The organism is Pseudoramibacter alactolyticus ATCC 23263 (assembly GCF_000185505.1).
In the GTDB taxonomy this organism is placed as follows: domain Bacteria; phylum Bacillota; class Clostridia; order Eubacteriales; family Eubacteriaceae; genus Pseudoramibacter; species Pseudoramibacter alactolyticus.
In genome coordinates this window covers 1,960,295-1,982,819 of the sequence record NZ_GL622359.1, presented here as the reverse complement: position 1 = coordinate 1,982,819, position 22,525 = coordinate 1,960,295, and the positions used below count along the sequence as shown (strand labels likewise).

General features: G+C 56.7%; 25 protein-coding genes and 1 riboswitch. Of the genes, 5 read left to right on the top strand and 20 right to left on the bottom strand.

What is annotated here, in order from left to right; translation table 11 throughout:
- On the top strand, nt 1-222 hold a 222-nt coding region (locus HMPREF0721_RS12290), incomplete at its 5' end, for a hypothetical protein (protein WP_207635245.1).
- Here the strand turns inward: HMPREF0721_RS12290 and gltA are convergent.
- From gltA to HMPREF0721_RS09435, 11 genes are read right to left on the bottom strand one after another with little or no spacing between them, the layout of a single operon-like run.
- Nucleotides 197-1,582: an NADPH-dependent glutamate synthase gene (gene gltA / locus HMPREF0721_RS09485; protein ID WP_006599515.1), complete on the bottom strand. Its 1,386-nt coding sequence runs from the start codon at nt 1,580-1,582 to the stop codon at nt 197-199. The two genes, HMPREF0721_RS12290 and gltA, sit on opposite strands and share 26 nt — an antisense overlap.
- A complete protein-coding gene (locus HMPREF0721_RS09480) occupies nt 1,582-2,469 on the bottom strand; it encodes a sulfide/dihydroorotate dehydrogenase-like FAD/NAD-binding protein (RefSeq protein WP_006599514.1) in 888 nt (295 codons plus the stop codon). The genes gltA and HMPREF0721_RS09480 overlap by 1 nt, the downstream gene beginning before the upstream one ends.
- A 31-nt stretch (nt 2,470-2,500) precedes the next feature.
- Nucleotides 2,501-3,013, bottom strand: coding sequence for an acetolactate synthase small subunit (gene ilvN / locus HMPREF0721_RS09475; protein ID WP_006599513.1), 513 nt, complete (start codon nt 3,011-3,013; stop codon nt 2,501-2,503).
- A 10-nt stretch (nt 3,014-3,023) separates the two neighbouring features.
- The gene (gene ilvB, locus HMPREF0721_RS09470) at nt 3,024-4,655 is read right to left on the bottom strand and encodes a biosynthetic-type acetolactate synthase large subunit (RefSeq protein ID WP_040640036.1); all 1,632 of its coding nucleotides are present in this window, start codon (nt 4,653-4,655) and stop codon (nt 3,024-3,026) included.
- Between the two features lie 23 nt (nt 4,656-4,678).
- Nucleotides 4,679-5,572 carry a CvfB family protein gene (locus HMPREF0721_RS09465; RefSeq protein WP_006599511.1) on the bottom strand — a complete coding sequence of 298 codons (894 nt, stop codon included), beginning with the start codon at nt 5,570-5,572 and terminating at the stop codon, nt 4,679-4,681.
- Nucleotides 5,573-5,617: 45 nt separating this feature from the next.
- Entirely contained in the window at nt 5,618-6,064 is a 447-nt protein-coding gene (locus tag HMPREF0721_RS09460; RefSeq protein ID WP_006599510.1) for a hypothetical protein, read from the bottom strand.
- A complete protein-coding gene (gene coaD, locus HMPREF0721_RS09455) occupies nt 6,061-6,549 on the bottom strand; it encodes a pantetheine-phosphate adenylyltransferase (protein ID WP_006599509.1) in 489 nt (162 codons plus the stop codon). Before coaD ends, HMPREF0721_RS09460 begins: the two co-directional genes overlap by 4 nt.
- Complete coding sequence (gene rsmD / locus HMPREF0721_RS09450) at nt 6,518-7,111, bottom strand: 16S rRNA (guanine(966)-N(2))-methyltransferase RsmD (RefSeq protein ID WP_006599508.1); 594 nt, start codon at nt 7,109-7,111, stop codon at nt 6,518-6,520. Before rsmD ends, coaD begins: the two co-directional genes overlap by 32 nt.
- A 31-nt stretch (nt 7,112-7,142) precedes the next feature.
- The gene (gene recG / locus HMPREF0721_RS09445) at nt 7,143-9,182 is read right to left on the bottom strand and encodes an ATP-dependent DNA helicase RecG (protein ID WP_006599507.1); all 2,040 of its coding nucleotides are present in this window, start codon (nt 9,180-9,182) and stop codon (nt 7,143-7,145) included.
- Nucleotides 9,183-9,229: 47 nt separating this feature from the next.
- A complete protein-coding gene (locus HMPREF0721_RS09440; RefSeq protein WP_006599506.1) occupies nt 9,230-10,858 on the bottom strand; it encodes a DAK2 domain-containing protein in 1,629 nt (542 codons plus the stop codon).
- Nucleotides 10,859-10,871: 13 nt separating this feature from the next.
- On the bottom strand, nt 10,872-11,219 hold the full coding sequence (locus tag HMPREF0721_RS09435; protein ID WP_050787035.1) for an Asp23/Gls24 family envelope stress response protein: 348 nt from the start codon (nt 11,217-11,219) through the stop codon (nt 10,872-10,874).
- A 287-nt stretch (nt 11,220-11,506) separates the two neighbouring features.
- Between HMPREF0721_RS09435 and rpmB the strand changes: the two genes are divergently transcribed.
- Entirely contained in the window at nt 11,507-11,695 is a 189-nt protein-coding gene (gene rpmB / locus HMPREF0721_RS09430; RefSeq protein WP_006599504.1) for a 50S ribosomal protein L28, read from the top strand.
- An 81-nt stretch (nt 11,696-11,776) separates the two neighbouring features.
- Here rpmB and HMPREF0721_RS09425 read toward each other — a convergent pair whose 3' ends face one another.
- The 5 genes from HMPREF0721_RS09425 to rlmN are packed head-to-tail and all read right to left on the bottom strand — an operon-like array spanning nt 11,777 to nt 16,963.
- Nucleotides 11,777-12,439 carry a thiamine diphosphokinase gene (locus tag HMPREF0721_RS09425; protein ID WP_006599503.1) on the bottom strand — a complete coding sequence of 221 codons (663 nt, stop codon included), beginning with the start codon at nt 12,437-12,439 and terminating at the stop codon, nt 11,777-11,779.
- Nucleotides 12,436-13,332, bottom strand: coding sequence for a ribosome small subunit-dependent GTPase A (gene rsgA, locus HMPREF0721_RS09420; RefSeq protein ID WP_006599502.1), 897 nt, complete (start codon nt 13,330-13,332; stop codon nt 12,436-12,438). The genes HMPREF0721_RS09425 and rsgA overlap by 4 nt, the downstream gene beginning before the upstream one ends.
- A gap of 15 nt (nt 13,333-13,347) precedes the next feature.
- Nucleotides 13,348-15,063 carry a Stk1 family PASTA domain-containing Ser/Thr kinase gene (gene pknB, locus HMPREF0721_RS09415; RefSeq protein WP_006599501.1) on the bottom strand — a complete coding sequence of 572 codons (1,716 nt, stop codon included), beginning with the start codon at nt 15,061-15,063 and terminating at the stop codon, nt 13,348-13,350.
- Nucleotides 15,060-15,821, bottom strand: coding sequence for a Stp1/IreP family PP2C-type Ser/Thr phosphatase (locus HMPREF0721_RS09410; RefSeq protein WP_006599500.1), 762 nt, complete (start codon nt 15,819-15,821; stop codon nt 15,060-15,062). Before HMPREF0721_RS09410 ends, pknB begins: the two co-directional genes overlap by 4 nt.
- Entirely contained in the window at nt 15,818-16,963 is a 1,146-nt protein-coding gene (rlmN, locus tag HMPREF0721_RS09405) for a dual-specificity RNA methyltransferase RlmN (protein ID WP_156788733.1), read from the bottom strand. The genes HMPREF0721_RS09410 and rlmN overlap by 4 nt, the downstream gene beginning before the upstream one ends.
- A 110-nt stretch (nt 16,964-17,073) precedes the next feature.
- Here rlmN and HMPREF0721_RS09400 point away from each other — a divergent pair, with 110 nt between their 5' ends.
- The 3 genes from HMPREF0721_RS09400 (at nt 17,074) to HMPREF0721_RS09390 (ending at nt 19,909) form a co-directional block, all read left to right on the top strand.
- A complete protein-coding gene (locus HMPREF0721_RS09400) occupies nt 17,074-18,714 on the top strand; it encodes a putative manganese-dependent inorganic diphosphatase (protein WP_006599498.1) in 1,641 nt (546 codons plus the stop codon).
- A gap of 1 nt (nt 18,715) precedes the next feature.
- Nucleotides 18,716-19,513, top strand: a complete 798-nt coding sequence (locus HMPREF0721_RS09395; RefSeq protein WP_006599497.1) for an FMN-binding protein — start codon at nt 18,716-18,718, stop codon at nt 19,511-19,513.
- Between the two features lie 69 nt (nt 19,514-19,582).
- The gene (locus HMPREF0721_RS09390) at nt 19,583-19,909 is read left to right on the top strand and encodes a transposase (protein WP_156788732.1); all 327 of its coding nucleotides are present in this window, start codon (nt 19,583-19,585) and stop codon (nt 19,907-19,909) included.
- A 121-nt stretch (nt 19,910-20,030) separates the two neighbouring features.
- On the opposite strand, the gene HMPREF0721_RS12855 is transcribed toward HMPREF0721_RS09390, so the two are convergent.
- The 4 genes from HMPREF0721_RS12855 to HMPREF0721_RS09375 all read right to left on the bottom strand — a co-directional run bounded on the left by HMPREF0721_RS12855 (nt 20,031) and on the right by HMPREF0721_RS09375 (nt 22,521).
- On the bottom strand, nt 20,031-20,351 hold the full coding sequence (locus HMPREF0721_RS12855; RefSeq protein ID WP_006599495.1) for a hypothetical protein: 321 nt from the start codon (nt 20,349-20,351) through the stop codon (nt 20,031-20,033).
- 30 nt (nt 20,352-20,381) lie between these two features.
- Nucleotides 20,382-20,633, bottom strand: coding sequence for a hypothetical protein (locus tag HMPREF0721_RS12850; protein ID WP_006599494.1), 252 nt, complete (start codon nt 20,631-20,633; stop codon nt 20,382-20,384).
- Nucleotides 20,611-21,423: a bifunctional hydroxymethylpyrimidine kinase/phosphomethylpyrimidine kinase gene (thiD, locus tag HMPREF0721_RS09380; protein WP_040640035.1), complete on the bottom strand. Its 813-nt coding sequence runs from the start codon at nt 21,421-21,423 to the stop codon at nt 20,611-20,613. The genes HMPREF0721_RS12850 and thiD overlap by 23 nt, the downstream gene beginning before the upstream one ends.
- Nucleotides 21,424-21,564: 141 nt before the next feature.
- A riboswitch (TPP riboswitch) is annotated at nt 21,565-21,675 on the bottom strand.
- A 72-nt stretch (nt 21,676-21,747) separates the two neighbouring features.
- Entirely contained in the window at nt 21,748-22,521 is a 774-nt protein-coding gene (locus tag HMPREF0721_RS09375) for a DeoR/GlpR family DNA-binding transcription regulator (protein WP_006599492.1), read from the bottom strand.
- Nucleotides 22,522-22,525: the final 4 nt, after the last annotated feature.

The window sequence follows — 22,525 nt, the reverse complement described above, 5'->3', positions numbered from 1 at the left end:
GCTTTTTTGTATCCCAACCGCAAGCGCCTACCGACAACGACCAGTCCCATGGTCATCCGGCACCTTTGCGAAATCATTGACCGTCGCGACAGCTTCACAGCCGTTCCGCCGATCATGCCGATGCGCGCCATTAAAAAAGATCCCCGTCACCTGTTTTCAGAGACGGGGATCTCAACCGGCAAAGACCGGCACATTTTCATAAGGTATTCAAATAGTCGTTAATGGCCGCGGCGGCATCCTTGCCGGCGCCCATGGCCAAAATAACGGTCGCTGCGCCGGAAACCGCATCTCCCCCGGCAAAGATGCCCTTACGGGAGGTCTGACCGTTTTCATCCGCGACAATGCACTGCCATCTGTTGGTGTCAAGCCCCTCCGTCGTCGAGGAAATCAGCGGGTTCGGCGAGGTCCCCAGCGCCATGATGACGGTGTCAACTTCCAGATCGTATTCGCTGCCGGGAATTTCGATCGGACGGCGCCGACCGGATTCATCCGGTTCGCCCAATTTCATCTTGATCACGCGCAGCCCCTTCACCCAGCCGTCCTCATTCACGAGGATGGCCTTCGGATTGGTCAGCAGGTGGAATTCAATGCCTTCTTCCTTGGCGTGGTGCACTTCTTCGGCACGGGCCGGCAACTCCGCTTCGCTTCTCCGGTAGACAATATAGGTATCCGCGCCCAGGCGCAGAGCCGATCGCGCGGCGTCCATGGCCACGTTGCCGCCGCCGATAACTGCCACTTTCTTCCCGCGGTGAATCGGCGTGTCATAGCCCTTAAAGGCCTTCATCAGGTTGTTGCGGGTCAGGTATTCATTCGCCGAGAAAACGCCGTTGGCCGTTTCCCCCGGGATGCCCATGAAGCGCGGCAGACCGGCGCCGGATCCGATGAAGACGGCGTCGAATCCTTCTTCATCCATCAATTCATCGATGGTCGTCGCCTTCCCGATCACCACATCGGTTTCGATCTTCACGCCGAGGCGCTTCACATTTTCGACTTCCGCCGCGACTACCGCTTCCTTCGGCAGACGGAATTCCGGAATCCCGTACACCAGCACGCCGCCGGCTTCGTGAAGCGCTTCAAAAATCGTGACGTCGTGACCCTTCTTGGCCAGCTCGGCAGCACAGGTCAGGCCGGCCGGGCCGGAACCGATGATCGCCACCTTCTTGCCGGAGACAAAACCCGGTTTTTCGGGCACGATATTGTTTTCGCGCGCCCAGTCGGCCACAAAGCGTTCCAGCTTGCCAATCGCCACGGCATCGCCTTTGATCCCCATCACACAGGGTCCTTCGCACTGGGATTCCTGCGGGCAGACGCGCCCGCAGACCGCCGGCAAAAGCGAAGATTCCTGAATGATTTCGAAAGCCTTCTGATAATTCTTTTCCGTCACCTCGTGAATAAAGCCGGGAATATCGATGGAGACCGGGCAGCCTGCCACACAGCGCGGCTTTTTGCAGTTCAGGCAGCGATTGGCTTCTTCCACCGCTTCTGCTTCGTTGTAGCCATAGCACACTTCTTCAAAATTGGTCGCCCGGGCTTTCGGATCCTGTTCACGCACCGGGACTCTGTCCATTCGCTTTTTCGCCATTACGCTTCACCTCCGCAAACGCCGCATCCACCGTGATGGGTATCACCTTCTGCTGCTGCCAGCATGGCGCGCCCTTCTTCGCTCTTGTATTGGGTTTGGCGTTTCATCGCCAGATCAAAATCGACCTTATGACCGTCAAACTCCGGCCCGTCGACACAGGCGAATTTCACTTCGTCGCCGACGATGAGGCGGCAGGCACCACACATACCGGTGCCGTCCACCATGATCGGATTCATCGAAACGATGGTCGGCAGGCCCAGCTTTTCAGTCGTCAGGCAGCAAAACTTCATCATGATCATCGGACCGATGGCCACGCACACATCCCAGGTTTTGCCTTCGGCCGCGAGATCCTCAATTACTTTGGTCACCATCCCGCTGCGGCCGCAGCTGCCATCGTCTGTAGTGACATAAAGGTTGCCGGCAACCGCGCGCATTTCATCTTCTAAAATCACCAGGTCTTTGGTTTTCGCCCCGATGATGACATCCACATCGATGCCGTGGTCGTGCATCCACTTTACCTGCGGATAAACCGGCGCCGTTCCCAGGCCGCCCCCCACGAAAAGCAGCTTCATCTGCTTGAGTTCGTCCAGATCCTTTTCAACCAATTCCGAGGGCTTACCCAGCGGCCCGACGACATCCAGGAAAGCGTCGCCGGTCTTTAATATCCCCATGGCTTTGGTCCCGTGCCCCACTTCCTGCGTGACGATGGTCACGGTCCCCGCTTCGCGATCGTAATCGCAAATCGTCATCGGCAGGCGTTCCCCCTTTTCGTCAACGCGAACGATCAAAAACTGTCCTGGCAGACAGTGCTTGGCCACACGGGGCGCTTCCACGTCCATGCGGAAAATGTTCGCGGCAAGGCGTTTCGCCTCCACAATCTTGTACATACTTCCTCCTCCTTGTGATGCGTTTTCGAAGTCACTTCGAATGCTTTATATTGATGACTTGCTTGCCGCGCTGCAAACCTGTGACACCGCTGCGCACAAATTCAATAATACCATAGGGTTCCACCATGCCGATAAAGGCCGCCACCTTGCTCGGCACGCCGGCAATCTGCAAAATCAGGCTGTCTTTGGCCACATCCACCACCTGGGCGCGAAAAAGATTCGAGATGCCCACAATGGTGGAGCGCGTCTGATCGTTGGCTTTGACTTTGATAAAAACCAGCTCCCGCGTGATCGCGGCGTCTTCTTTCAGCTCGATGATCTTGATGACGTTGATGAGTTTATTAAGCTGCTTCTTAATTTGTTCCAGCGTCTGTTCATCGGCAGTCACCGTCATCGTGATCCGGGAGAGCTGTTCGTCCTCGGTGATGCCGACGGTCAGGCTGTCGATATTGTAGCCGCGGCGGGCAAACAGCCCGGAGATGCGTGCCAATACCCCAAACTTATTCTCGACCAGTAATGATAAGCAATGTTTTTGTTCCATCATCTGCGCCACCTTAAAACTTCAAGTAATCTTCGCTGACCACACATTCCACCAAGGCCGGCCCCGGCTGTTTGAGTGCATTCAAAATTGCCGTTTCCGCCTCTTCCTGGGTCTCGGCATGATAACCCTGAATGTCATAGGCCTGTGCCAGCTGCATGAAATTAACATTAAAATCGATGTCGGTTCCCGAATAGTGATTTTTGCCGTAATTGTCGTGCTGCTGCTGGCGCACCATGCCCAGCTTGTGATTGTTGAGCAGAATCAATTTGACCGGCAGGCGATACTCCGCAATCACGCCGAGCTCTCCCACCGCCATCTGGAAACTGCCGTCGCCACAGACACCGATCACCGTTTTGGGCGCCTTTCGCGTGGCAAAGGCCACCCCCGACGCCGCGGGAATGGCATACCCCATCGTACCCAGACCACCGGACGTCATATAGCACCGATCGTTTCTCACCTGGAAATGCAGCGCCGCCCAGACCTGGTTGAGCCCGACGTCCGCCACCAGGGTCGTGTCTTCCGGCACCTGCCCGGAAAGCCAAGCAAAAATTTTTTTTGGGTTGACGCCGGCCATGCCCGGATAATCGTCGAGGCACACCGGGTTGTCCGCTTTGATCCGCCGCACCTCCTCAAGCCATTTCCGGGTGTCCGTTTCAATCCCCTTCTCCAGCAATTCGGCGACGACAATCTTCGCATCGCCGACAATGGGAATATTGGTGTCGTTAACGTTTTTTCCAATTTCCGCCGGGTCGATGTCGATGTGGATCAATTCTTTTTTGTTGAGCACATCCGTAGATGTGCCGCGGTTGCTCATCCGCGCGCCGATGCAAAGCGCGAGATCCGCCGCTTCCACAATCCGGTTGGTGTGCGCATAGCCATGGCTGCCCCAGATGCCGGCATAAAGCGGGTGATTCTGCGGGAAGGCGCCAATCCCCATGAAGCTCGTGACCACCGGCGCCCCAATGGTTTCCGCCAGTTTTAACAACGCCGCTTCCCCATGGCTCGACACCACGCCGCCCCCGGCATAAATCAGCGGGCGGTCGCTGGCTTTGATCTTGCGGATCGCGCGGCGGATCTGCCCAGTGTGACCTTCGTAGGTCGGCTTGTATCCGCGAATTGCCACCTCATCGCTGTATTTCGGGCGCTTCACGATTTCGAGCTGCACGTCCCGGGGGATATCGATAAGCACCGGCCCCGGCCGGCCGGTCGATGCGATAAAAAAGGCTTCTTTGATGATTTTTGGCAGCGATTCGGGATCCTTGACCAAATAGGAATGTTTGACAAAGGGCAGCGTCGCGCCAAAAATATCCGCTTCCTGAAAAGCGTCCGTCCCGATGAGTTCCCGGTTAACCTGGCCGGTGATGGCCACAACGGGAATCGAATCCAAATACGCCGAGGCGATTCCGGTAATCAGGTTCGTCGCCCCGGGGCCGGATGTCGCCAGGCACACCCCCACCTTGCCGGTTTCTCTGGCGTAGCCGCTGGCATAATGGGGGGCCGATTGTTCGTTCCGAACCAAAATGTGCTCGATGCTCGAATCGCGGAGCGCGTCGTAAATCGGCAGCAGTGCCCCGCCGGGATACCCGAAGATGATCTCCACGCCCTCTCTTTCCAAGCATTTAAATAATAGTTTTGCGGTTAACACACTGTCCTCCTCCTTGTTATCGGCTATCGCAGGCGCCGCCTGCCCCCGGCTGCCTTTTGCGGCGCAGCCGTTTTGCACAGGGCAATACCCGACGGGCCGATTTTAATTTTGCCCCGCTTTTGCAAATGGCCGATGGCCCGTTTGAACGCCGCCTTGCTGATGCCGAAATTCTGTTTGATCACCGCCGGCGGTGTCTTGTCGTGATAGGGCAGAAAGCCGTCGGCTTCCTTCAGCCGCCGCAAAATCAGGGTGCCGTCGGGGTTGATTTCTTTATAGCTTTTTTTGTTGAGACTGAGCACCAGGCGGCTGTCGCGCTTGCGCACCTCGCTGACTCGGGCCTTCACAACCCGGCCGTTTTTAATATCGGGCGTGAGCTCCTTTCGCGGGATCATGCCGTGATAACGGTAGTCCACCGCCAGAAAAGCGCCGATGCCCGGGTTGATCTGATAAACGTATCCGCTGACCCAGTCCCCTTCCTGGTAGGGCGAATTGGCTTCGAGACGGTTATAGACCTTCATCGTCGCACAGAAGCGTTCGCTTTTATCCAGATACAAGGCCACCAGATATTCCCGCCCGATTTGAACTTTAACGGTCTGCTCATGATAGGGCAGCAGCAGATCCTTCTCCAGCCCCCAGTCGAGGAAAGCACCGATTTTGGTCAGCGCCGCCACCTTGAGCGGGCGCATCTCACCAAGCAGAATCTTCGGCGTGCGAAGGGTGGCAATGGGCCTGTCGTCAGAATCTTTATAGATAAAAACGTCCAGGGCATCGCCCCTTTGAAGATTCCGGGGCATTTCCTTCTTCGGCAGCAGAACGGTCGGCCGCTTGTCCGAGGGATCCTGAGGATCGGCCAGGAAAGGACCGATCTTTGACAGGTGATCCACCTCCAATGTCTGAATGGTTCCGAGCTTAAACATGCTGCCTCCCGTTTTTAAACAAAACCGCCGCCCGCGGCTTCGCTGCTATTTTAATTCCTTAATTTCCCTGCGGTTGTCTTCGATTTGGTCATTGAGCGCTTTGAGCTGGGTCTGCAGCTCGTGAAGGATCTTGTCTGCGTAACGCTGCGTGCCCACCCGAATTTCCTTCGCCTGGGTCTGGGCGTTTTCCACGATGATTTCGGCCTGGGTCTGGGCGGCCTTGGTCACCTCGTCGGTATCAACCATTGCTTTCATCTGTTTTTCCGCGCTGTTTTTGATCCGGTCAGCGCTGGCCTGAGCCTCGAAAAGAATTTGCTTCTTTTCCGCCACAATCTCGCGCGACTCCGACAATTCCCGGGGCAGTTCTTCTTTGATTTCGCCGATGATTTCCAGCGCTTCGTCCGGGCTGATCATCGCCTTGGACGAAAAGGGAACCGCGTTCCCCCGTTCTATCAATTCTTCCAGTTCTTTTAAAAGATCTGTGACTTTCATTTTGTGTTGCCTCCCTGTCTGTCTTTGACGGCGCGAATCACCGGAGCCGGCACCAGGCCGGTCAGATCACCGCCGAAGGCCATCAGCTCCCGGATCGCCGTCGAGCTGAGCACGCTGTAACGCGTGTCCGCCACCAGATAAAAGGTCTCGATCTCCGGCGCCAGGCGCTTGTTGAAATAATCCATCTGCATTTCGTATTCGAAATCGACGATGGTCCGCAGCCCCTTGACCACCACATCGGCCTGCACCGAACGGGCATAATCTGTCAAAAGGCCCTCGTAATGGTCGACGGTTACATTGGCCAGCGCCTGCGTGCTTTCGGCCAGAAGGGCGAGCCGTTCCGATTCGTCAAAGCAATAGTGCTTGCTCACGTTTTTCATCACGCAGACCCGCACTTCATCAAAAATGCGAGCTGTTCGAGCGATCACATCCAGATGGCCCAATGTCACCGGATCAAAGCTCCCGGGATAAACCGCGATTGTCATCCGACGTCTCCCATCTGTAATAGTCCACCACGGTGATGCCGTAGCTTTTCTGCTTGCAGTGTTTTAAAGTGCTACAAACTACTGGCATTATAACAGATTTTTCATGTTCTATCATTATAATTCCCGTGGATTTGAGGATTTTTTTGGCGACAATCTGCCCGCATAAACGCGCAGAAGCGGCGGCCATCACGTAGGGCGGATCCATAAAAATCAGATCGGCCGCAACCCCTTTTGCCGCCAGGATATCGATGCCCGACCGGGCGTCTGTCTTTAAACAGTGCGCCCGGTTTTCATAACGCGCCCTGCGCAGATTGCTGTGAATCAGATCGATGCTCGCCGGCGCCGTATCGAAAATCCAGGCCGTCTTAACCCCGCGGCTGAGCGCTTCGATGGCCATGGCCCCGCTGCCGCCGAAGCAATCGACAAAAACCTCAGCCGCCGCCAGCTCCCATTGAATCGTGTTGAAAATCGCCCCTTTGACCTTGTCCGCCGTCGGACGCACCGCTTTCCCCCTCGGCGCGTTTAACTTCAGGCCGCGCCGCTCGCCGCCAATCACCCGCATGATCGTCCTCCATTCTTGCTTGCTCTTTTTGTCAATTCATCGATATCTGCTCAACACCGTGGTCGAAGGCGCGGGTCAGCGCGTCGCAGCTCGCCATGTCCTCCGCCTTGGGCGAGGCCAGAAGCTGCTCGGCAATCGCCCTGGTTTCGGCCAAAAGCGCCGCGTCCGCCGCCGGATCCAGCGCCGACAGCGCCGGCAGGCCGTGCTGCCTGGTGCCGAAGGCATCCCCCGGCCCCCGCAGTTTAAAATCCGCCTCGGCAATTTCCTGCCCGTTGTGATGGTTCACAATCACCTTCATGCGCGCGATGGTCTTCTCGTTCACCGCGTTGGACACGAGAAAGCAATACGCCTGGGCGTCGCCCCGGCCGACGCGCCCCCGCAGCTGATGCAGCTGGGACAGACCGAAGCGGTCGGCGCTCATCACCACCATCATCGTGACATTGGGCACGTCGATGCCCACCTCGATGATGCTCGTCGCCACCAGGCAATCGATTTTACCGGCGGAAAAATCGACAACCACCGCCGCTTTTTCATCCGGCTTCATTTTGCCGTGCAGGCAGGCCACCCGGTAAAGCCCTTTATAATAGCGGTCCACTTCCCGGCAAACCGTCTGAGTGTCGCGCACCTCGGCCATTTCCTCGGCATTTTCCACAAAGGGACAAACGATAAATCCCTGATGTCCGGCAGCCATCTCCACCGCCATCATCCCCAAAATTTTACGTAAGGCTTTCTCGGTATAAAAATAGGTTTTGACCTTCTTGCGTCCCGCCGGCATGGTATCGATCACCGAGATATCGAGATCGCCGTAAAGCACCAGCGCCAATGTCCGCGGGATGGGCGTCGCGCTCATCACCAGGGTATGGGGGCGCTCGCCCTTGAGCGCAAGCAGTCCCCGCTGCCGCACGCCGAAACGGTGCTGCTCGTCAGTGATGACCATGCCCAGATTGTAATAGGCCATGTCTTTTTGGAAGAGCGCGTGGGTGCCGATGATTACTTGAGCGTCGCCGTTCGCAATGTGGGTCAGGGCGTTTTCCCGCTCCGACGCCTTCATGCTCCCGGTAACCAGCGTCACACTGATGCCGTAGGGGGCCAGATATGCTTCGAAATTGCGGGCATGCTGCTCCGCGAGAATTTCCGTCGGCGCCATATAGGCGCATTGATAGCCGCCCAGCGCCATCAAATAAGCGCAAGCTACAGCGACGACGGTCTTGCCGCTGCCCACATCCCCCTGCACCAGCCGGTTCATGATCCGCCCGCTCTGAAGATCAGCGGCAATCTCCGCGAGCACCCGGCGCTGCCCCTCGGTCAGCAAAAAGGGCAATCCCCGCTCAAAGCGCGACAGGCTCGCGGGATGCGCCAGCACCACCGAAGACCGCCGCGTCTCGCCGCGGCTTCGCAGCAGCCCGAGGTTGAGCTTGAGCGCTTCTTCAAACTTTAACCGCGTCCGGCCCGCTGCGACCTCAGCCATCGTCTGCGGGCAGTGCAGCAGCTTAAGACATGCCGCACTGTTCGGCAAACACCGGTCTTTCCGCAAGGTTTCCGGCAGCGGATCCGACATGGCGATGTCTTCTGCGAGCACTTTGGCAATCAGCTTGCGGAGGGTCTCCCCGGAAACGCCGCCCACCGGCGCGTAAACCGGTGTCAGCTCAAAAAAATTCCCCGGCTTGTCCGTCGGGACAAATTGGGGATTGGCCATCCCGCACTTGCCCTTCTTCTCGGTGATGCGTCCAAAAAAATAATAACGCGCTTCCTCGTGAAAATGCTCCGCGAGCCAGGGTTGATTAAAAAAGGTGATCTGCCCCGTCACGCCGTCGTCCGTCGTCACCGACAAACCAAAAAGGGACAGATTCCTGCGAATTCGCCGGACTGTCCCTTTGCGGCTGACGCATGCCTCGATCGTCACCGCTGTTTCCGATGGCGCGGCGAAGGTTCCCCGCCGCGACCGATCGATATATTGCTTCGGGAAATGAGCCAGCAGATCTTCAACCGTGAAAATCCCGCCGTCGTTCAACGCGCGCTCCCGCTTGGGGCCCACGCCGGGCACGTCCCGAATCCTGTCGTCAAGTTTCATTGGCTTTCAAATCCCTTGTGCCCCCCAGGCACTGGCTTTTTCAGATTTTATTCGACCGAAACGATGTAATAATAGAGCGGCTGCGCCCCTTCGGACACCTCGATGTCACAGTCCGGATAAGCCTCTTCCAGCTGCGCTACCAAGGCTTCCGCCGCCGATTCCGGCTGATCTGCCCCGTAATAAATGGAGATGAGCTCACTGTCAGGCTCGATCATCCCTGCGAGCAGCTCCGCGGTCACCGCGTTCACATCCCGACCGGTGGTCTGGATATCGCCATCGCTGATCCCCATGATGTCGCCTTTGGCAATGGCCATCCCGCCGATGCTGGTATCGCGCACCGCGTAAGTCACTTCGCCGGTCTTCACCCCGTCGAGCACGGCCGTCATCGATTCAACATTGGCTTCCCAGCCGCCGTCCGGGTCGAAGTTGAGCATCGCCGTGACGCACTGGGGAATGGTCTTAGTCGGGATCACATGCACCGCTTTGTCTGAAATGGCCTCCGCCTGACTCGCCGCCATGATGATATTGCCGTTGTTCGGAAACAAAAAGATGTGATCCGCGTCAATCCGATCGATCTCCGACATAAAATCCTCGGTGCTGGGATTCATGGTCTGCCCCCCCGCGATTACCCGGGTAACTCCCAAATCTTTGAAAATGCGGGTCAGCCCCTCGCCGGGAGAAACCGCCACGAAGCCATAGGGCAGGTGTTCGGCCGGCGGATCCGTTTCCGTTTCTTCTTCGTCGGGCACGCCAAGCATTTCGCGCATATTGTCCACCTTCATCCGGGTGAGACTCCCTAACGACAGCCCCTTTTCAAAGGCCTTGCCCGGATGATCGGTGTGCACGTGGACTTTGATGACATCCTCATCCTGAATGACGAGCACACAGTCTCCGATGGTTGACAAGTAGTCGCGCAAATCGTCTGCATCCGCGCCGTGGGCGTGCTTGACGATAAACTCGGTGCAATAGCCGAAGGTCAGATCCTCCGGCTTCATATGGGAATCATCCACAAAGCGTTCTCGGTCCGCCAAGGTGAGCTTGACTTCCCGGCCGAGATCTTCGCCAGCAAGTCCCTTCACCGCTCCCTCACAGATGAAAATGAGGCCCTGACCGCCGGAGTCCACCACGCCGGCTTCCTTGAGCACCGGCAGCATGTCCGGCGTACGCAGCAAGGTGTCCTTGCCCTGCTCGAGCACATCGGAAAGGAAAGCCAGCACATCTTCGTATTCGCTCTGATGGGCTTCGGCAAATTCGCCCATTTCGCGAATCACCGTTAAGATGGTGCCTTCCGTCGGTTTCATCACCGCTTTATAAGCCGTGTCCCGGGCCGCGCAGATCGCCGCCGCCGCCCCGGCCACGTCGAGCGTCTGCTTGCCCTTGGTCGCCGCCGCGACCCCGCGCAGAATCTGAGACAAAATCACGCCGGAATTGCCTCGGGCGCCGATGAGCGCTCCGCTGGAAACGGTCTTGGCCACCGCGTGCAGATCATTTTTTTCCAGTTTGTCGAGCTCCCGGATGGAGTTGGAAAACGTCATGGCCATATTGGTTCCCGTATCGCCGTCCGGCACCGGGAAGACATTCAATTCATCGACTGTTTTTTTATTGAGTTCAAGATTCTTGGCGCCGGTCTCAAACATGCTGCGTAGCACGGCGCCGTCAATCTGCTTGATTTCCATTCATTCCTCCACATTATGCCCGGACACTGACCACGTTGACGGTGACCCGTTTGACTTTCAGTCCCGTCTGGCGTTCGACGTTGTATTTGACGGCTGAAATAATATTGTCGGCCACCACCGATACCTTGATGGTCTGTTCGACGATCACGTAAAGATCGATCAGCAGCTTGCCGTCGCCGTCAAAGCTCACGCCGACGCCCTTGCTCAGGCGTTCCCGCGTCAGAATTTCAATCAGACCGTCCCGGCCGCGCTGATGCGCCATCCCCACCAGGCCGTAGCACTGCATGGCGGTATCGGCCGCAATATCGGCAATCGCCTTTCGGGATAATTCGATATAGCCCAGATCATTTTCTATTCTCATTATCGACTCCTTGTTGCATGCAAACGCGCAGCCGGTGCCATGGGCCTCCCCGCGGCGCATGATCTTGCGATTTCCTGCGGCGTCCGTCGGCTTTTGGCGCGCTTTCTTCTCCTCTCATACTGATTTGTGACAAGTCCCTCAATATGAACGTATTATATGAGCTATTTTACCGCTTATCCCTCCCAAAGTCAAAATAAAGTCAAAAAACTTATTGCATCCTTTCAAAGCACTGTGTTATAATGGCTCCTGTTGACACAGACGATTCGAAAACAAGGGAGGTTTAGAGCATGGCTAAAGAATGCTTTGTGTGCAAGAAGAGCGTTGTCTCCGGCAACACCGTCTCGCACTCAAACAAACATAATAAAAGAATGTGGAAGCCCAACCTGCAGAAAATCAAAATCTTGGTCGATGGAACACCGAGACGCGAATATGTCTGCACCCGATGCCTGCGTTTCGGCAAAATTGAACGCGCATAAGGCACCACAGCCGTATTACACAAAAAAAGAAGCACGCGAATGCGTGCTTTTTTATTTTTTGTTTTGATGGTCTCAGCGCCGTCACTCGCTCACGATGTCGAGAAGCACCCGGCCTTTCCTGATGGTAATGCACTGCTCTCCTTCGGCCGCCACATTGCTGAGCGTGCGGCCGGCCGTCTCCGGCGTGAGCATCGCTTCCTTCAGCGGATAATCAAAGCCCGCAAGGTTCACCGGTCCTGCCGAACCGCACCAGGGAATCAGGCTCACCGTGGTGCCCGGCGCCAGCGCGAGCGGCCATCGCCCCGGTCCGGTCAGCAAGCGCAGCCGGTTGTGGGGATCCACCAGCCAGCCGATGGCCTCCGCCGCTTCGATGCTGATGAGGGTATCGATGGAGCCGATCACATGATCGATCCGGCTGCCCATCGCCCCGAAAAGAATCACCGACGCCGCACCGCCCGAAAGCGCCACCGACACCGCAAGCTCCGTGTCCGTCTGATTTTTTCGCACCGGGTGGCGCTCCACCGGCACGCCTTGATCCACAAGGGCTTGGATCACCGCCGGATCCGCCGAATCAAAATCTCCGACGAGCACATCCGGCACAAGCCCCAGCCGGTGTGCCATTTCTGCGCCTTTGTCCGCCGCAATAATTTGATCGGCCGGCTGTTCTTTTAACACTGCGCGATAAAAATCCGGCGCGCCATAGCTGCCGCCGGTAAAAATGACTATATTTTTTGCCGCCTTCAATAGCGGTTCCTCCCTTTCAATTCTTCGAGGAGCGTCACATAATGTTCGTAGCGGGATGGGGCGATCTCGCCGGCCGCCAGTTGCGCTCTCACCGCGCAGCCCGGCTCCTTCAGATGCAGACAATCGTTAAACTTGCAGGCTCCCCGAACAAATTCCGGGAAATAATCCCGCAGCCTCTCGGGCGCGGCCGCCTTGGTCAGCTTCAACGCGGAGAACCCGGGCGTATCGAGAATCCATCCGCCGCCCGGCAGCGGCAGCAGCGCCACGTGACGGGTGGTATGTTTGCCGCGGCCCAGCTTTGCGCTCAGCCCGCCGGTGGCCATCACCGCACCGCCGCACAGCCGATTGGTCAGCGTCGATTTGCCCACCCCGGAAGGGCCGGCCAGAAAAACGGTCTTTCCCGCCATGTGTCGGGTCAGTTGCGCATCAGCCGGCGCCTCCGGCGAATGGACTACCACGGGATAAGACGTTTTGCGATAGGTCTCCACGACGACCCAGTCTGTTTCTTTAGCCAGGTCCTCCTTGGTAAAGCAGATGATCGGGGCAACGCTCCGCACTTCGCAGGCGATGAGCAGCTTATCCAGAAGCAGGGTGTTGGGGCGGGGATTGCTGAGCGCAAAGACAATCACCGCCAAATCCACATTGGCCACCGGTGGACGCACGAAAACATTCTTGCGCTCGGCAATGGCGGTCAGCGCGTATTCGCCATCCTGGGCACCGTTCTTTTCGACGGTGACCCAATCGCCGACCATCGGCGTCTGCCGATTGTGACGCAAGATACCCGCCGGCTTCGCGGTGATCCGGCTGCCGTCTGATTTTTCAATGGTATAGAAACCGCCGATCCCCTGGACAATGCGTCCGGAGATCGGCGTTTTGCTTTGTATTGTTTTCATATCCAGCTTTAAGGATCAGTTGTCTGCTTCGTCCGAATCGTCATTCTTTGAAGAGCCTTTGGCTGCGCTGCTGTTAGGATCGACCCCCTTGCTGACCACAAAGTTAATGGTCGTTCCCTTTTCGATTTGGGTGCCTTCACTGGGTGACTGGCTCATCACCACACCGGATGCATAGGAATCCGAATACTGCTGAGTTACCGTCCCAACGGTAAAGCCGTTGGCTTTGATCCGGCTTTCAGCATCATTCTGGGTCAGCCCCACAAGCCCCGGCACCGAGACCGTTTCCTTTCCCTTGGAAACATAGAGCGTGACCTTGCTGTTTTTATCCACCGCAGAGCCGGCCGAGGGCGAGGCGTTATAAACCACACCGCTGGAATAACTGTCATTGTATTCCCGCTTGATTTCCGCCACCTGGAGATTGGCCTTTTCCAGCGCGGAAACTGCTTCGTTTTCGGTCATTCCGACGACATTGGGCACCTGCACGCTTTCACTTCCCTTACTGATGACCACTTTAACTGTGCGGCCTTCTCTGGACATGGCATTGGCCTTCGGCGACTGGGAAATGATCTTGCCCCTGTCCACCGTGTCGCTGTATTCGGTGCTTTCCACTTCAAGGGTCAGGCCGACGGCTTCCACGGCCGTTTTCGCCTGACTCTTGGTCATCCCGGACACATCCGGCACCGTCACTTTCCTGCTCGCCGAAAACGCGTGGTAACCGGCCACAATACCGGCAATAGCCAAAGCGGCAACCAACAGTCCGATCAGCACGCGCTTGCGCTTTTTCTTTTTGCGCAGATCGTCAATCCCCGTTTCATCAGCCGCGTCACCGGCCGTATCTTCCGGCTCGACCTGAAAGAGGCTGTCATCGCTGATCAGACCGCCGTTATTCGCCCCGCCATTCAGGTCGACCGAGGCATTTAACATGATTTGATCGAGATCCGCGATCAGCTCTTCGCAATCCTGATAGCGATCGTCCGGCCTTTTCTGACAAAGCCGCACCACCACATCGCTGACGCTCTGGGGGATTTCCGGCAAAATGGTTTTTGGCGGGGTGATGTCCTCCTGGATATGCTTAATCGCAATAGAGACGGTATTTTCTTCATCGAAGGGGAGTTCCCCGGTGAGCAGTTCATAATACATGATGCCCAAGGAATACAAATCGGAGCGTTCGTCCACAAAGCCGCCCCGGGCCTGCTCCGGCGAAATGTAGTGCACCGAGCCCATGGTCTGATTCGTCATGGTGATGGTGGAACTGGTGATGGCCCGCGCAATGCCGAAATCGGTGACCTTCGGCGTCATATCGGCGGTGAGCATGATGTTCTGGGGCTTGATATCCCGGTGAATGATGCCGTGTTCGTGAGCGCATTGCAGGGCTTCCGCCACATCGATGATGAAATTGGTCGCTTCTTCATAATCGAGGCGGCCTTTTTTGATCAGATATTGCTTGAGGGTGATGCCGTCCACATATTCCATCACGATAAAATACACATCGCCATCCACCCCGACATCGTATACCGAAACGATATTCGGATCGGAAAGGCCTGCCGCCGATTGAGATTCGCGATCGAATTTCTTGATAAATTGCTCGTTTTCCGTGTATTCTTCCCGCAGGATTTTAACGGCCACAAACCGGTTTAACTTCAAATCCCGCGCTTTATAAACGTAGGCCATGCCGCCGCGGCCAATCAACTCAATGATTTCGTAACGGCCGTTCAGAATTTTTCCGATCACTTCACTTCCTCCTTCAACGCTGCAGCCGGCTCCATTTCCGGTCTGAAGATAATCACGGTAATATTGTCGTCGCCGCCGTTATAATTGGCGAGATTCACCAGCTTGCGCGTCGCTTCTTCCATACCATTCTCCATAACAATTCGCTGAATCTCCTCGTTGGGCACCATGTTGTACAGCCCATCGGAACACAGCAAAATGGCATCGCCGGGATAGAGCCTGTATTCGAACAAATCGGTTCGGATGATTTCGTCCGTGCCCAAAGCCCGGGTAATGATATTTTTCTGGGGATGCTCTTTGGCTTCCTTCGTGGTCAAGCGGCCGCGGTCGATCAACGCCTGCACCAAAGAGTGATCCTTGGTCAGCTGTTCGATCGCCATTGCGTTAATGCGGTAAGCCCGGCTGTCCCCGATATGGTAGAGGTACATATCGAGACCTCTGACCACTGCCATGGTCAGCGTTGTGGCCATGCCCAGCTGTTCCGGATCCACCACGCCCTCCCGGATGATTTCCTGGTTGATGGCGTTCACAAAGTGATTGACCTGTTCGTAATCACTGTAATCTTCGATTTCCGCAATACGCTCCTTGATGCGGTCGATGGCCAGCTGGCTGGCAATTTCCCCGGAGCGGTGCCCACCCAGGCCGTCCGCCACTGCAAAAATATAGTAGGTCTGGCCGTCTTTTTCGATATTGGCCGCCAGATAGGAGTCTTGGTTAATTTTTCGTTTCGCACCTATATTTGTGGAGTACGCACACTTCATCTTTCACCTCTGGGTTTTGTCACCATCGGGACCGCCTGTTCCTGCCGATGGCGCAGCTGGCCGCAGGCCGCATCAATATTCTTCCCGATTCTTCTCCTTATTGTACAGTTAATGCCGCCTGTTTTCAACTTCTTCGCGAAGCCCGTTACATTTTGACTGCCGGCAAAAGGGCCGTCTGTAATGGGATTGAGGCGAATCAGGTTGAGGTGCACATTCTCGCCGGAGAACAACCCGATCAGAGCTTTGGCATCCTCGTCCCGGTCGTTGACGCCGGCCATCAGCGCGTACTCAAACGTGACCCGCCGGCCGGTTTTGTTAAAATAATTTTTACAAGTCTTAAGTAATCGATCCAGTGGATAGCGCCGGGCCGCCGGCATGATCTGTTCCCGCACGGCCTGATCCGGCGAATGCAGTGAAATCGCCAGATTGATTTCAAGCGCTTCGTCCGCCAAGCGCTCAATCATCGGCACGATCCCGCAGGTCGAAACGGTGATGCGGCGCATCCCGATGCCGAAGCCCTGGTTGAGAATCTGAATAAAGCGCAGCAGATTGTCGTAATTGGCCAGGGGCTCGCCGATCCCCATCACCACCACCCGGCTGATGCGGACGCCCTCGGCAGCTTCGACCAGGGCAATCTGGGCCGCCATTTCTCCGGCGGTAAGGTTTCGCACCAGCCCGCCCTTGGTCGAGGCGCAGAAGGCACAGCCCATGGCGCAGCCCACCTGGCTCGACACACACAAAGAATAGCCGTAATCATAGGCCATGAGCACCGTCTCCACGCACTCGCCGTCCGCCAGACGGATCAGCATTTTCTTCGTGCCGTCCTCCAGGTCGGCCTGCACCCCAAGCACCTCGCCCCAGTCGATGATCCAGCGGGTCTTTAGCGTCTCCCGCAGCTTTTTCGGCAGATTGGTGCACGCGTCAACTGCCATCGCCCGCTTCCCATAAAGCCATTCAAAAAGCTGCCTGCCGCGAAACTTAGGCTCACCGAGATCCCGCATCAGCGCCGAGCAGCCGGCCAGCGTGAGCCCGAAGAGGTTTGAAGGGGCGTCACCATTTTTCTCGTCGGCCAAAGGCAACGCCGGTGCTTCGCCATCCCGCGCCGCCGTATCTGGTATTCGATTCTGAATTTTCGCTTGCATTTTTTTCATATCGCCCCTATTATATCAGAAAAAAAAACGCGGTCAAACAAAGAGACTTGTCCCGACCGCGGCCCTTTTGATACAATGGTTTTACCAAGGGGGATATTAACATGTCACAACCGATTCAAACCGCCAAAACCTATGTCTTCGGCCATCAAAAACCGGACACGGATTCGATCTGTGCCGCGCTGGCCTACACCGCCTATAAAAAAGCGGTCGGCGACGAGAACATCGTGGCCTGCCGTCTCGGCCCTGTCAACAAAGAAACCCAATTTGTCCTTGACACCTTTGACGTCGAGGCGCCGCAACTCATCAAAAGCGTGAAGCCTCAGGTTTCGGACATCAACTTCAACAACAGCGCCATGGTCACCGAAGACGCCTCGGTCTACAAAACCATGGCTTTAATCATCGACAACCCCGGCCGTTCCCTGCCGGTGGTCGACGCGGATCAGAAGCTTATCGGCATCGTCTCGCTGCCGGACATCATGCATGCCTACACCGATTCTTTCACCGAAGATTTTCTCAAACGCGCCGAGACACCCTACCAGAACATCATCGACCTGCTGGAAGCCCGGGTGGTCGGCGACAACGGCGCCGCCGTCATCACCGGCAATCTTTACGATAATTCCCAGCTCGCCAAGGATGCCATGCTGCGCCCGGAAGACATCATCCTGACCACCGCCAACGACGGCGCCCTGCGCCAGGCCTTTACCTTCGGCAGCCGCACCATCATCGTGTCGGACACGCCCGCCGGCACCACGCCGCCGATTCCGCGCAACTATGACGGGCTTGTCATCCTCACCCACAAGCGCCCCTTCCAGGTGATTCGCCTCTTGTCCCAGGGGATCCCCATCAAACGCTACATCAACCGGGATGCGGTCGAGTTCTTCATGCTGTCCGAAACCTTGGAAGATGTCAAAAGCAATATGGTCTCTTCGTCCCACAGCCGCTTTCCCGTCGTGGATGAAAACGGACGCGTTATCGCCACCATCACCAAAAGTTCGCTGATCGATTTCGGCCGCAAAAGGGTGATCCTCGTCGACCACAACGAACGCACCCAGTCCATCGCCGGCCTTGACGATGCCGAAATCGCCGAGGTCATCGACCACCACCGCATCGCTGAAATCGCTACGGCCGCCCCCCTTTATATGCGCGTCGAACCGGTGGGCTGCACCTGCACCATCATCACCAAGATGTTCAACGAAAAAGAGCTGCTCATCCCGAAGGCCATCGCCGGGCTTTTGCTTTCCGCCATCATCTCCGACACGCTGCTCTTCAATTCGCCGACCTGCACCGATCAGGACCGTGCCGCGGCACAGCAGCTCGGGGCCATCGCCGGCGTCAACGTGAAGGAATACGGCCGCAAAATGCTCATCGCCGGCTCCAACCTCAGCGATATGAGCGTTCAGCAGATCATCGGCGCCGATCGCAAAATCTTCACCATGGGAGACTACAAAGTCGCCGTTTCCCAGATCAACACCGGCGACTACAAGGCCCTGTTCGAACATTTGCAGGCGCTGCTCGATCAGATGCAGGCCAACTGTGAGGCAGATGACACGGATCTTGCCATTTTGATGGTGACCGACATTGTGCTCGGCGGCTCGGAGCTGCTGGTGGCCGGCAAGCACCGCGAACTCGCGCACGAGGCCTTTGGCATCGAGGACGAGGACATCAGCCAGTTTTTCCCGGGAATGTTCTCCCGCAAAAAACAGGTGGTGCCGCCGCTGATGAACGCCGCTGCCCTCTTGTAACATGCGCCATGCCCACTATGCGCGCCGATGGTGCGCCGCCATCGCGGCTATCGCGCTTTGCCTCGCGGCCTCCGGCTGCAGCGCGATCCATCTGGGCAGCCGCCCCATCAACCGCGAGGCCGGCGTGATCTCCCCGGGAAAACGATCTGACTATCGCGACGGGCGTTACGCGGCCGTCACCGACACCACTGACACCCATGGCTTCGGCCAGCAGCTCATCCTCACCGTCCGCGACGGCATCATCACCCGGGCAATCTTTGCCGAACGCAGGCCCGACGGCGCCGCCAAGGCCGAATCCGCTCTGCCCTGGCTCAAAAACAAAACCATCCAAAGCACCGCAGCCCTGCGCCAGCAGCTGATCCGCGATCTGATCGCACATCAGGATCCCCAGGTCGACACCGTGACCGGCGCGACGGAGACCAGCGGCACCTTTCGCCGCCTCGCCCGGGCTGCCCTTCGCAAAAGCGCCGACGCCGACACTTCGCCAGCCGTCATTTCCCCCGCCCGCACCTACACAGCGACGCTTTCTTCGCCAAATGCCGCCGGCATTACCTGCGAACTGCGCATCCGCTACCGGCACGGCCGTATCACCCGGCTGCACTTCCAGGAACGCATGGACGGCGAGTCCCACCGTTTCAGCAAAGCGCAAACCAAACAACTCGACGGCTGGATGCAGTCGGCCAAAGCCGGCAATACGCTGAGCCCCGTGAGCGACAGCGCTGCCGACCGCAGCCTGCTCGCCGACTACAACGCCGCTTTAGCTGCCATCCGCAGGCAGCGCCAAAATTTCAAGCCGTGATACCGGCAAACAAAAAGACCATTGCTTGGCAATGGTCTCAGACTACAGACAAAGTCCACGGTAAAAGCCGTGGATTTTTTTGTTGTTGCGCACGTAGACAAGGCAATTAACTGGCCCTTCACTTATGGGTTGGTCCAGGATAAATATTCCGATTCTATGGGTCGTCCCAGTATCGATCCTGCTGCGTTAATTAAGGTTCCCTTTATCCAATATCTTGATGGTATCAAGCCGGCGTCAGACAATCAAAGCGTTGAAGGCCAACATGGTCTACAGTTCCTGGATTTAGATTTGTACGATGCTGTGCCGCATTTTTCGACCCTTGGAAAGAATTACACACGTCGGTTCCAAGGAACAGATCTATTAATGAAGGCAAAACGGGAAGTAAGAATGGCCTGATTAGAGGCTTTTAATTTCTCGGATTAGCAATAATACATTACCAGAAAAGTGGAATCGCGAGTCCCCCACTTTGTCTTCAGTCTGAAGCCGAAGCATTGTTTCGGCTTTTTTAGTTGGTTGTTTATCGATGCGCCTGATGCCGGCCCGATGCCCGGTGCACGACCCAACACAAGGCGATGGTCAGCGCCATGGCCGGCAGGGTACTGCCCACGGAAATATCCGCCCGCATCAAAAGCCGGTAGGACACAAATCCCACCGCCCAGATCGCAAGGCTTCGCCAGTCGACGGCCGCGTCCCAACGGTCGCGCTTTAAAATAAAGAAATCCGCAATCTGCCCGCCGATCACGAGGCACCACACCCAATGCCCCACGGCAAAAATGCCGCCGGTCGCCTGGGCGCCATCGTAAATCATGATGGCTGTCCACCCTGCCAGCTGCAGCACATTAAGCGCCGCGAAAAGCAGGCCGCCCCACTATCCGAAACTCATCTTCACCGTCTCCATGGCCGAGCGCCGAGTACACCCGCCGATGAGTCCCGCCAAAAAGAAAAGACCGCAGCCGATAACGTGCCCGATGACAATGGCCAGAAACCCTCGGCCAAAACCCAGCGGCGCAAAATAGGTCCCCGTTAAAATCTCGGCGATGGATACCGCCGCACCAAACCAGATCAAGCCGTTTTGAAAGCCGGTGGTTCCCTTTGACTCATTCAGCCGGGGCCTCCTCACGATACGCCGCCTTGATGTCAAAGGCGTGATTCATCGGGCCGAAGCCCTGCCCCAAATCGAGACCGTCCGCCAGCGCGCCAACCAGGTAAGCCTTGGCCCGCGCCGACGATTCTGCCAGCGCAAAGCCCTTGGCCAGATTTGCCGCGATGGCCGACGACAAGGTGCAGCCCGTGCCATGGGCATTGGCGGTGTCGATGCGCCGCCCGTTAAGCCAGCGCAATCGCCCCTCCTGCCAGAGCAGATCGTTGGCGTCGTTTACGCGATGGCCACCCTTGACCAGGACAGCGCAGCCGTAATGCTCGCCGATTTTCGCTGCGGCGTGTTCCATGGCGGCCGGTGTCTCGATGGGCATTTCGGCCAGAATCTGTGCCTCAGGGATATTGGGGGTGATCACCTCGGCTAAAGGCAGCAATTCAGCCTTTAACGTGACGATGGCCTCATCCTGCAAAAGCTTCGCGCCGGAAGTCGCCACCATCACCGGATCGAGCACGATATGCCGCGCCCGGTAGGCTTTTAATTTCTCGGCGATCACAGCAATCAGCCGCGCCGACGAAACCATGCCGATTTTCACCGCGTCGGGGAAAATATCCGTAAAAACCGCGTCGAGCTCCTGCCCAAGAAAGCCAGGTGTCACGTCCATGATGGCCGTGACGCCGGTGGTGTTCTGGGCGGTGAGCGCCGTAACGGCGCTCATCGCATAAACCCCATTGAGGGTCATCGTCTTCAAATCCGCCTGGATACCGGCGCCGCCGCCGGTGTCCGAGCCTGCGATCGTCAATGCTATTTTCATGCAATGCCTCCTTAAAATCATCTCTTCTTGATGCCGCATCTAAAGCTTTCCCGCAGCGCACGGTGACTCCCACGCCGCAGTTATCGCCTGATCGGTTCATGGCCGCCCATTAAAAAACGCAGGCGCCCACATGCCTGCGTTAAAAATTTTTTCAATTTTTTCCCTACGTTGGCATGATCCAAATCAGGTTGTGGGTCAAAACCTTGCTGGTTTTTTCTCAGCCCGCGCCAGCGGACTCCCCCTATTTGATGCATTCTTCAGATTATAAATTAATACTTTACCAAAAAATATTTTGTCGTTAAAGTTATTTTTTAATGCCGGCCACTATTCGGCAATCACCATCTGAATATGCAGTGCCTCGGCCTTTTGGCGGTTGCTTTCGGAAATGCGATTGTCGGTGATGATCTGATGCACCTCGTCCATCGGGCAGATAACCGAAAAATAACCGTTGCCGAATTTGCTGCTGTCCGCCAGGACATACACCTGGTCCGCCGTCCGGAGGATCGCCTGCTTAATCTGCATCTGCGGCGCCGCGATGGATGTCAGGCCGATCTCAAAATTGATGCTGTGCACACCGATGAAGGCTTTCTCCACCTTGAAGCCGGCAATGCTCTTTTCGGCCAATTCTCCCATCGTCGCCGGCAAAAAACCGCCGACATTGCCGCCGATCATATAAAGCTCTACGTGCGAAAGGTTGGCCAGCTCATTGGCCGAGGCCAGCGAATTGGTCACAACCGCCACATTTTTTTCCGGGTGCGCTTTAATGAACAGGGCCAGATAAAAACAGGTGGTCGAATCGTCCAATAAGATGATGTCCTGATCCTCGATGTAGCGATAAGCACAGGCCGCGATGCTTTTTTTCTCCGCCACATGCTGATGAATATGCCGGCCATGATACTTCCGATCAAAATCTTCCTGTCCTTCGTCGGCGCGCAAGGCGCCGCCGTGAACGCGGATCAGCTGACCCGCTTCGCTCAGCTCCTTGATCTTTGTCCGGACCGTGACCGCAGAACACGCCAGTTCCCGGCTGAGTTCCTTAACGCTGACCCGGCCCTTTTGCTGCAGCATTTGAAGAATTCTGATCTTTTTCTCGTCCAACTTT

Bases quoted from the DNA above. Each gene is read 5' to 3' on its own strand.
- gltA (WP_006599515.1), bottom strand. From the start codon at position 1,582: ATGGCGAAAAAGCGAATGGACAGAGTCCCGGTGCGTGAACAGGATCCG.
- HMPREF0721_RS09480 (WP_006599514.1), bottom strand. From the start codon at position 2,469: ATGTACAAGATTGTGGAGGCGAAACGCCTTGCCGCGAACATTTTCCGC.
- ilvN (WP_006599513.1), bottom strand. From the start codon at position 3,013: ATGATGGAACAAAAACATTGCTTATCATTACTGGTCGAGAATAAGTTT.
- HMPREF0721_RS09465 (WP_006599511.1), bottom strand. From the start codon at position 5,572: ATGTTTAAGCTCGGAACCATTCAGACATTGGAGGTGGATCACCTGTCA.
- HMPREF0721_RS09460 (WP_006599510.1), bottom strand. From the start codon at position 6,064: ATGAAAGTCACAGATCTTTTAAAAGAACTGGAAGAATTGATAGAACGG.
- coaD (WP_006599509.1), bottom strand. From the start codon at position 6,549: ATGACAATCGCGGTTTATCCCGGGAGCTTTGATCCGGTGACATTGGGC.
- rsmD (WP_006599508.1), bottom strand. From the start codon at position 7,111: ATGCGGGTGATTGGCGGCGAGCGGCGCGGCCTGAAGTTAAACGCGCCG.
- recG (WP_006599507.1), bottom strand. From the start codon at position 9,182: ATGAAACTTGACGACAGGATTCGGGACGTGCCCGGCGTGGGCCCCAAG.
- HMPREF0721_RS09440 (WP_006599506.1), bottom strand. From the start codon at position 10,858: ATGGAAATCAAGCAGATTGACGGCGCCGTGCTACGCAGCATGTTTGAG.
- HMPREF0721_RS09435 (WP_050787035.1), bottom strand. From the start codon at position 11,219: ATGAGAATAGAAAATGATCTGGGCTATATCGAATTATCCCGAAAGGCG.
- rpmB (WP_006599504.1), top strand. From the start codon at position 11,507: ATGGCTAAAGAATGCTTTGTGTGCAAGAAGAGCGTTGTCTCCGGCAAC.
- rsgA (WP_006599502.1), bottom strand. From the start codon at position 13,332: ATGAAAACAATACAAAGCAAAACGCCGATCTCCGGACGCATTGTCCAG.
- HMPREF0721_RS09410 (WP_006599500.1), bottom strand. From the start codon at position 15,821: ATGAAGTGTGCGTACTCCACAAATATAGGTGCGAAACGAAAAATTAAC.
- rlmN (WP_156788733.1), bottom strand. From the start codon at position 16,963: ATGCAAGCGAAAATTCAGAATCGAATACCAGATACGGCGGCGCGGGAT.
- HMPREF0721_RS09400 (WP_006599498.1), top strand. From the start codon at position 17,074: ATGTCACAACCGATTCAAACCGCCAAAACCTATGTCTTCGGCCATCAA.
- HMPREF0721_RS09395 (WP_006599497.1), top strand. From the start codon at position 18,716: ATGCGCCATGCCCACTATGCGCGCCGATGGTGCGCCGCCATCGCGGCT.
- thiD (WP_040640035.1), bottom strand. From the start codon at position 21,423: ATGAAAATAGCATTGACGATCGCAGGCTCGGACACCGGCGGCGGCGCC.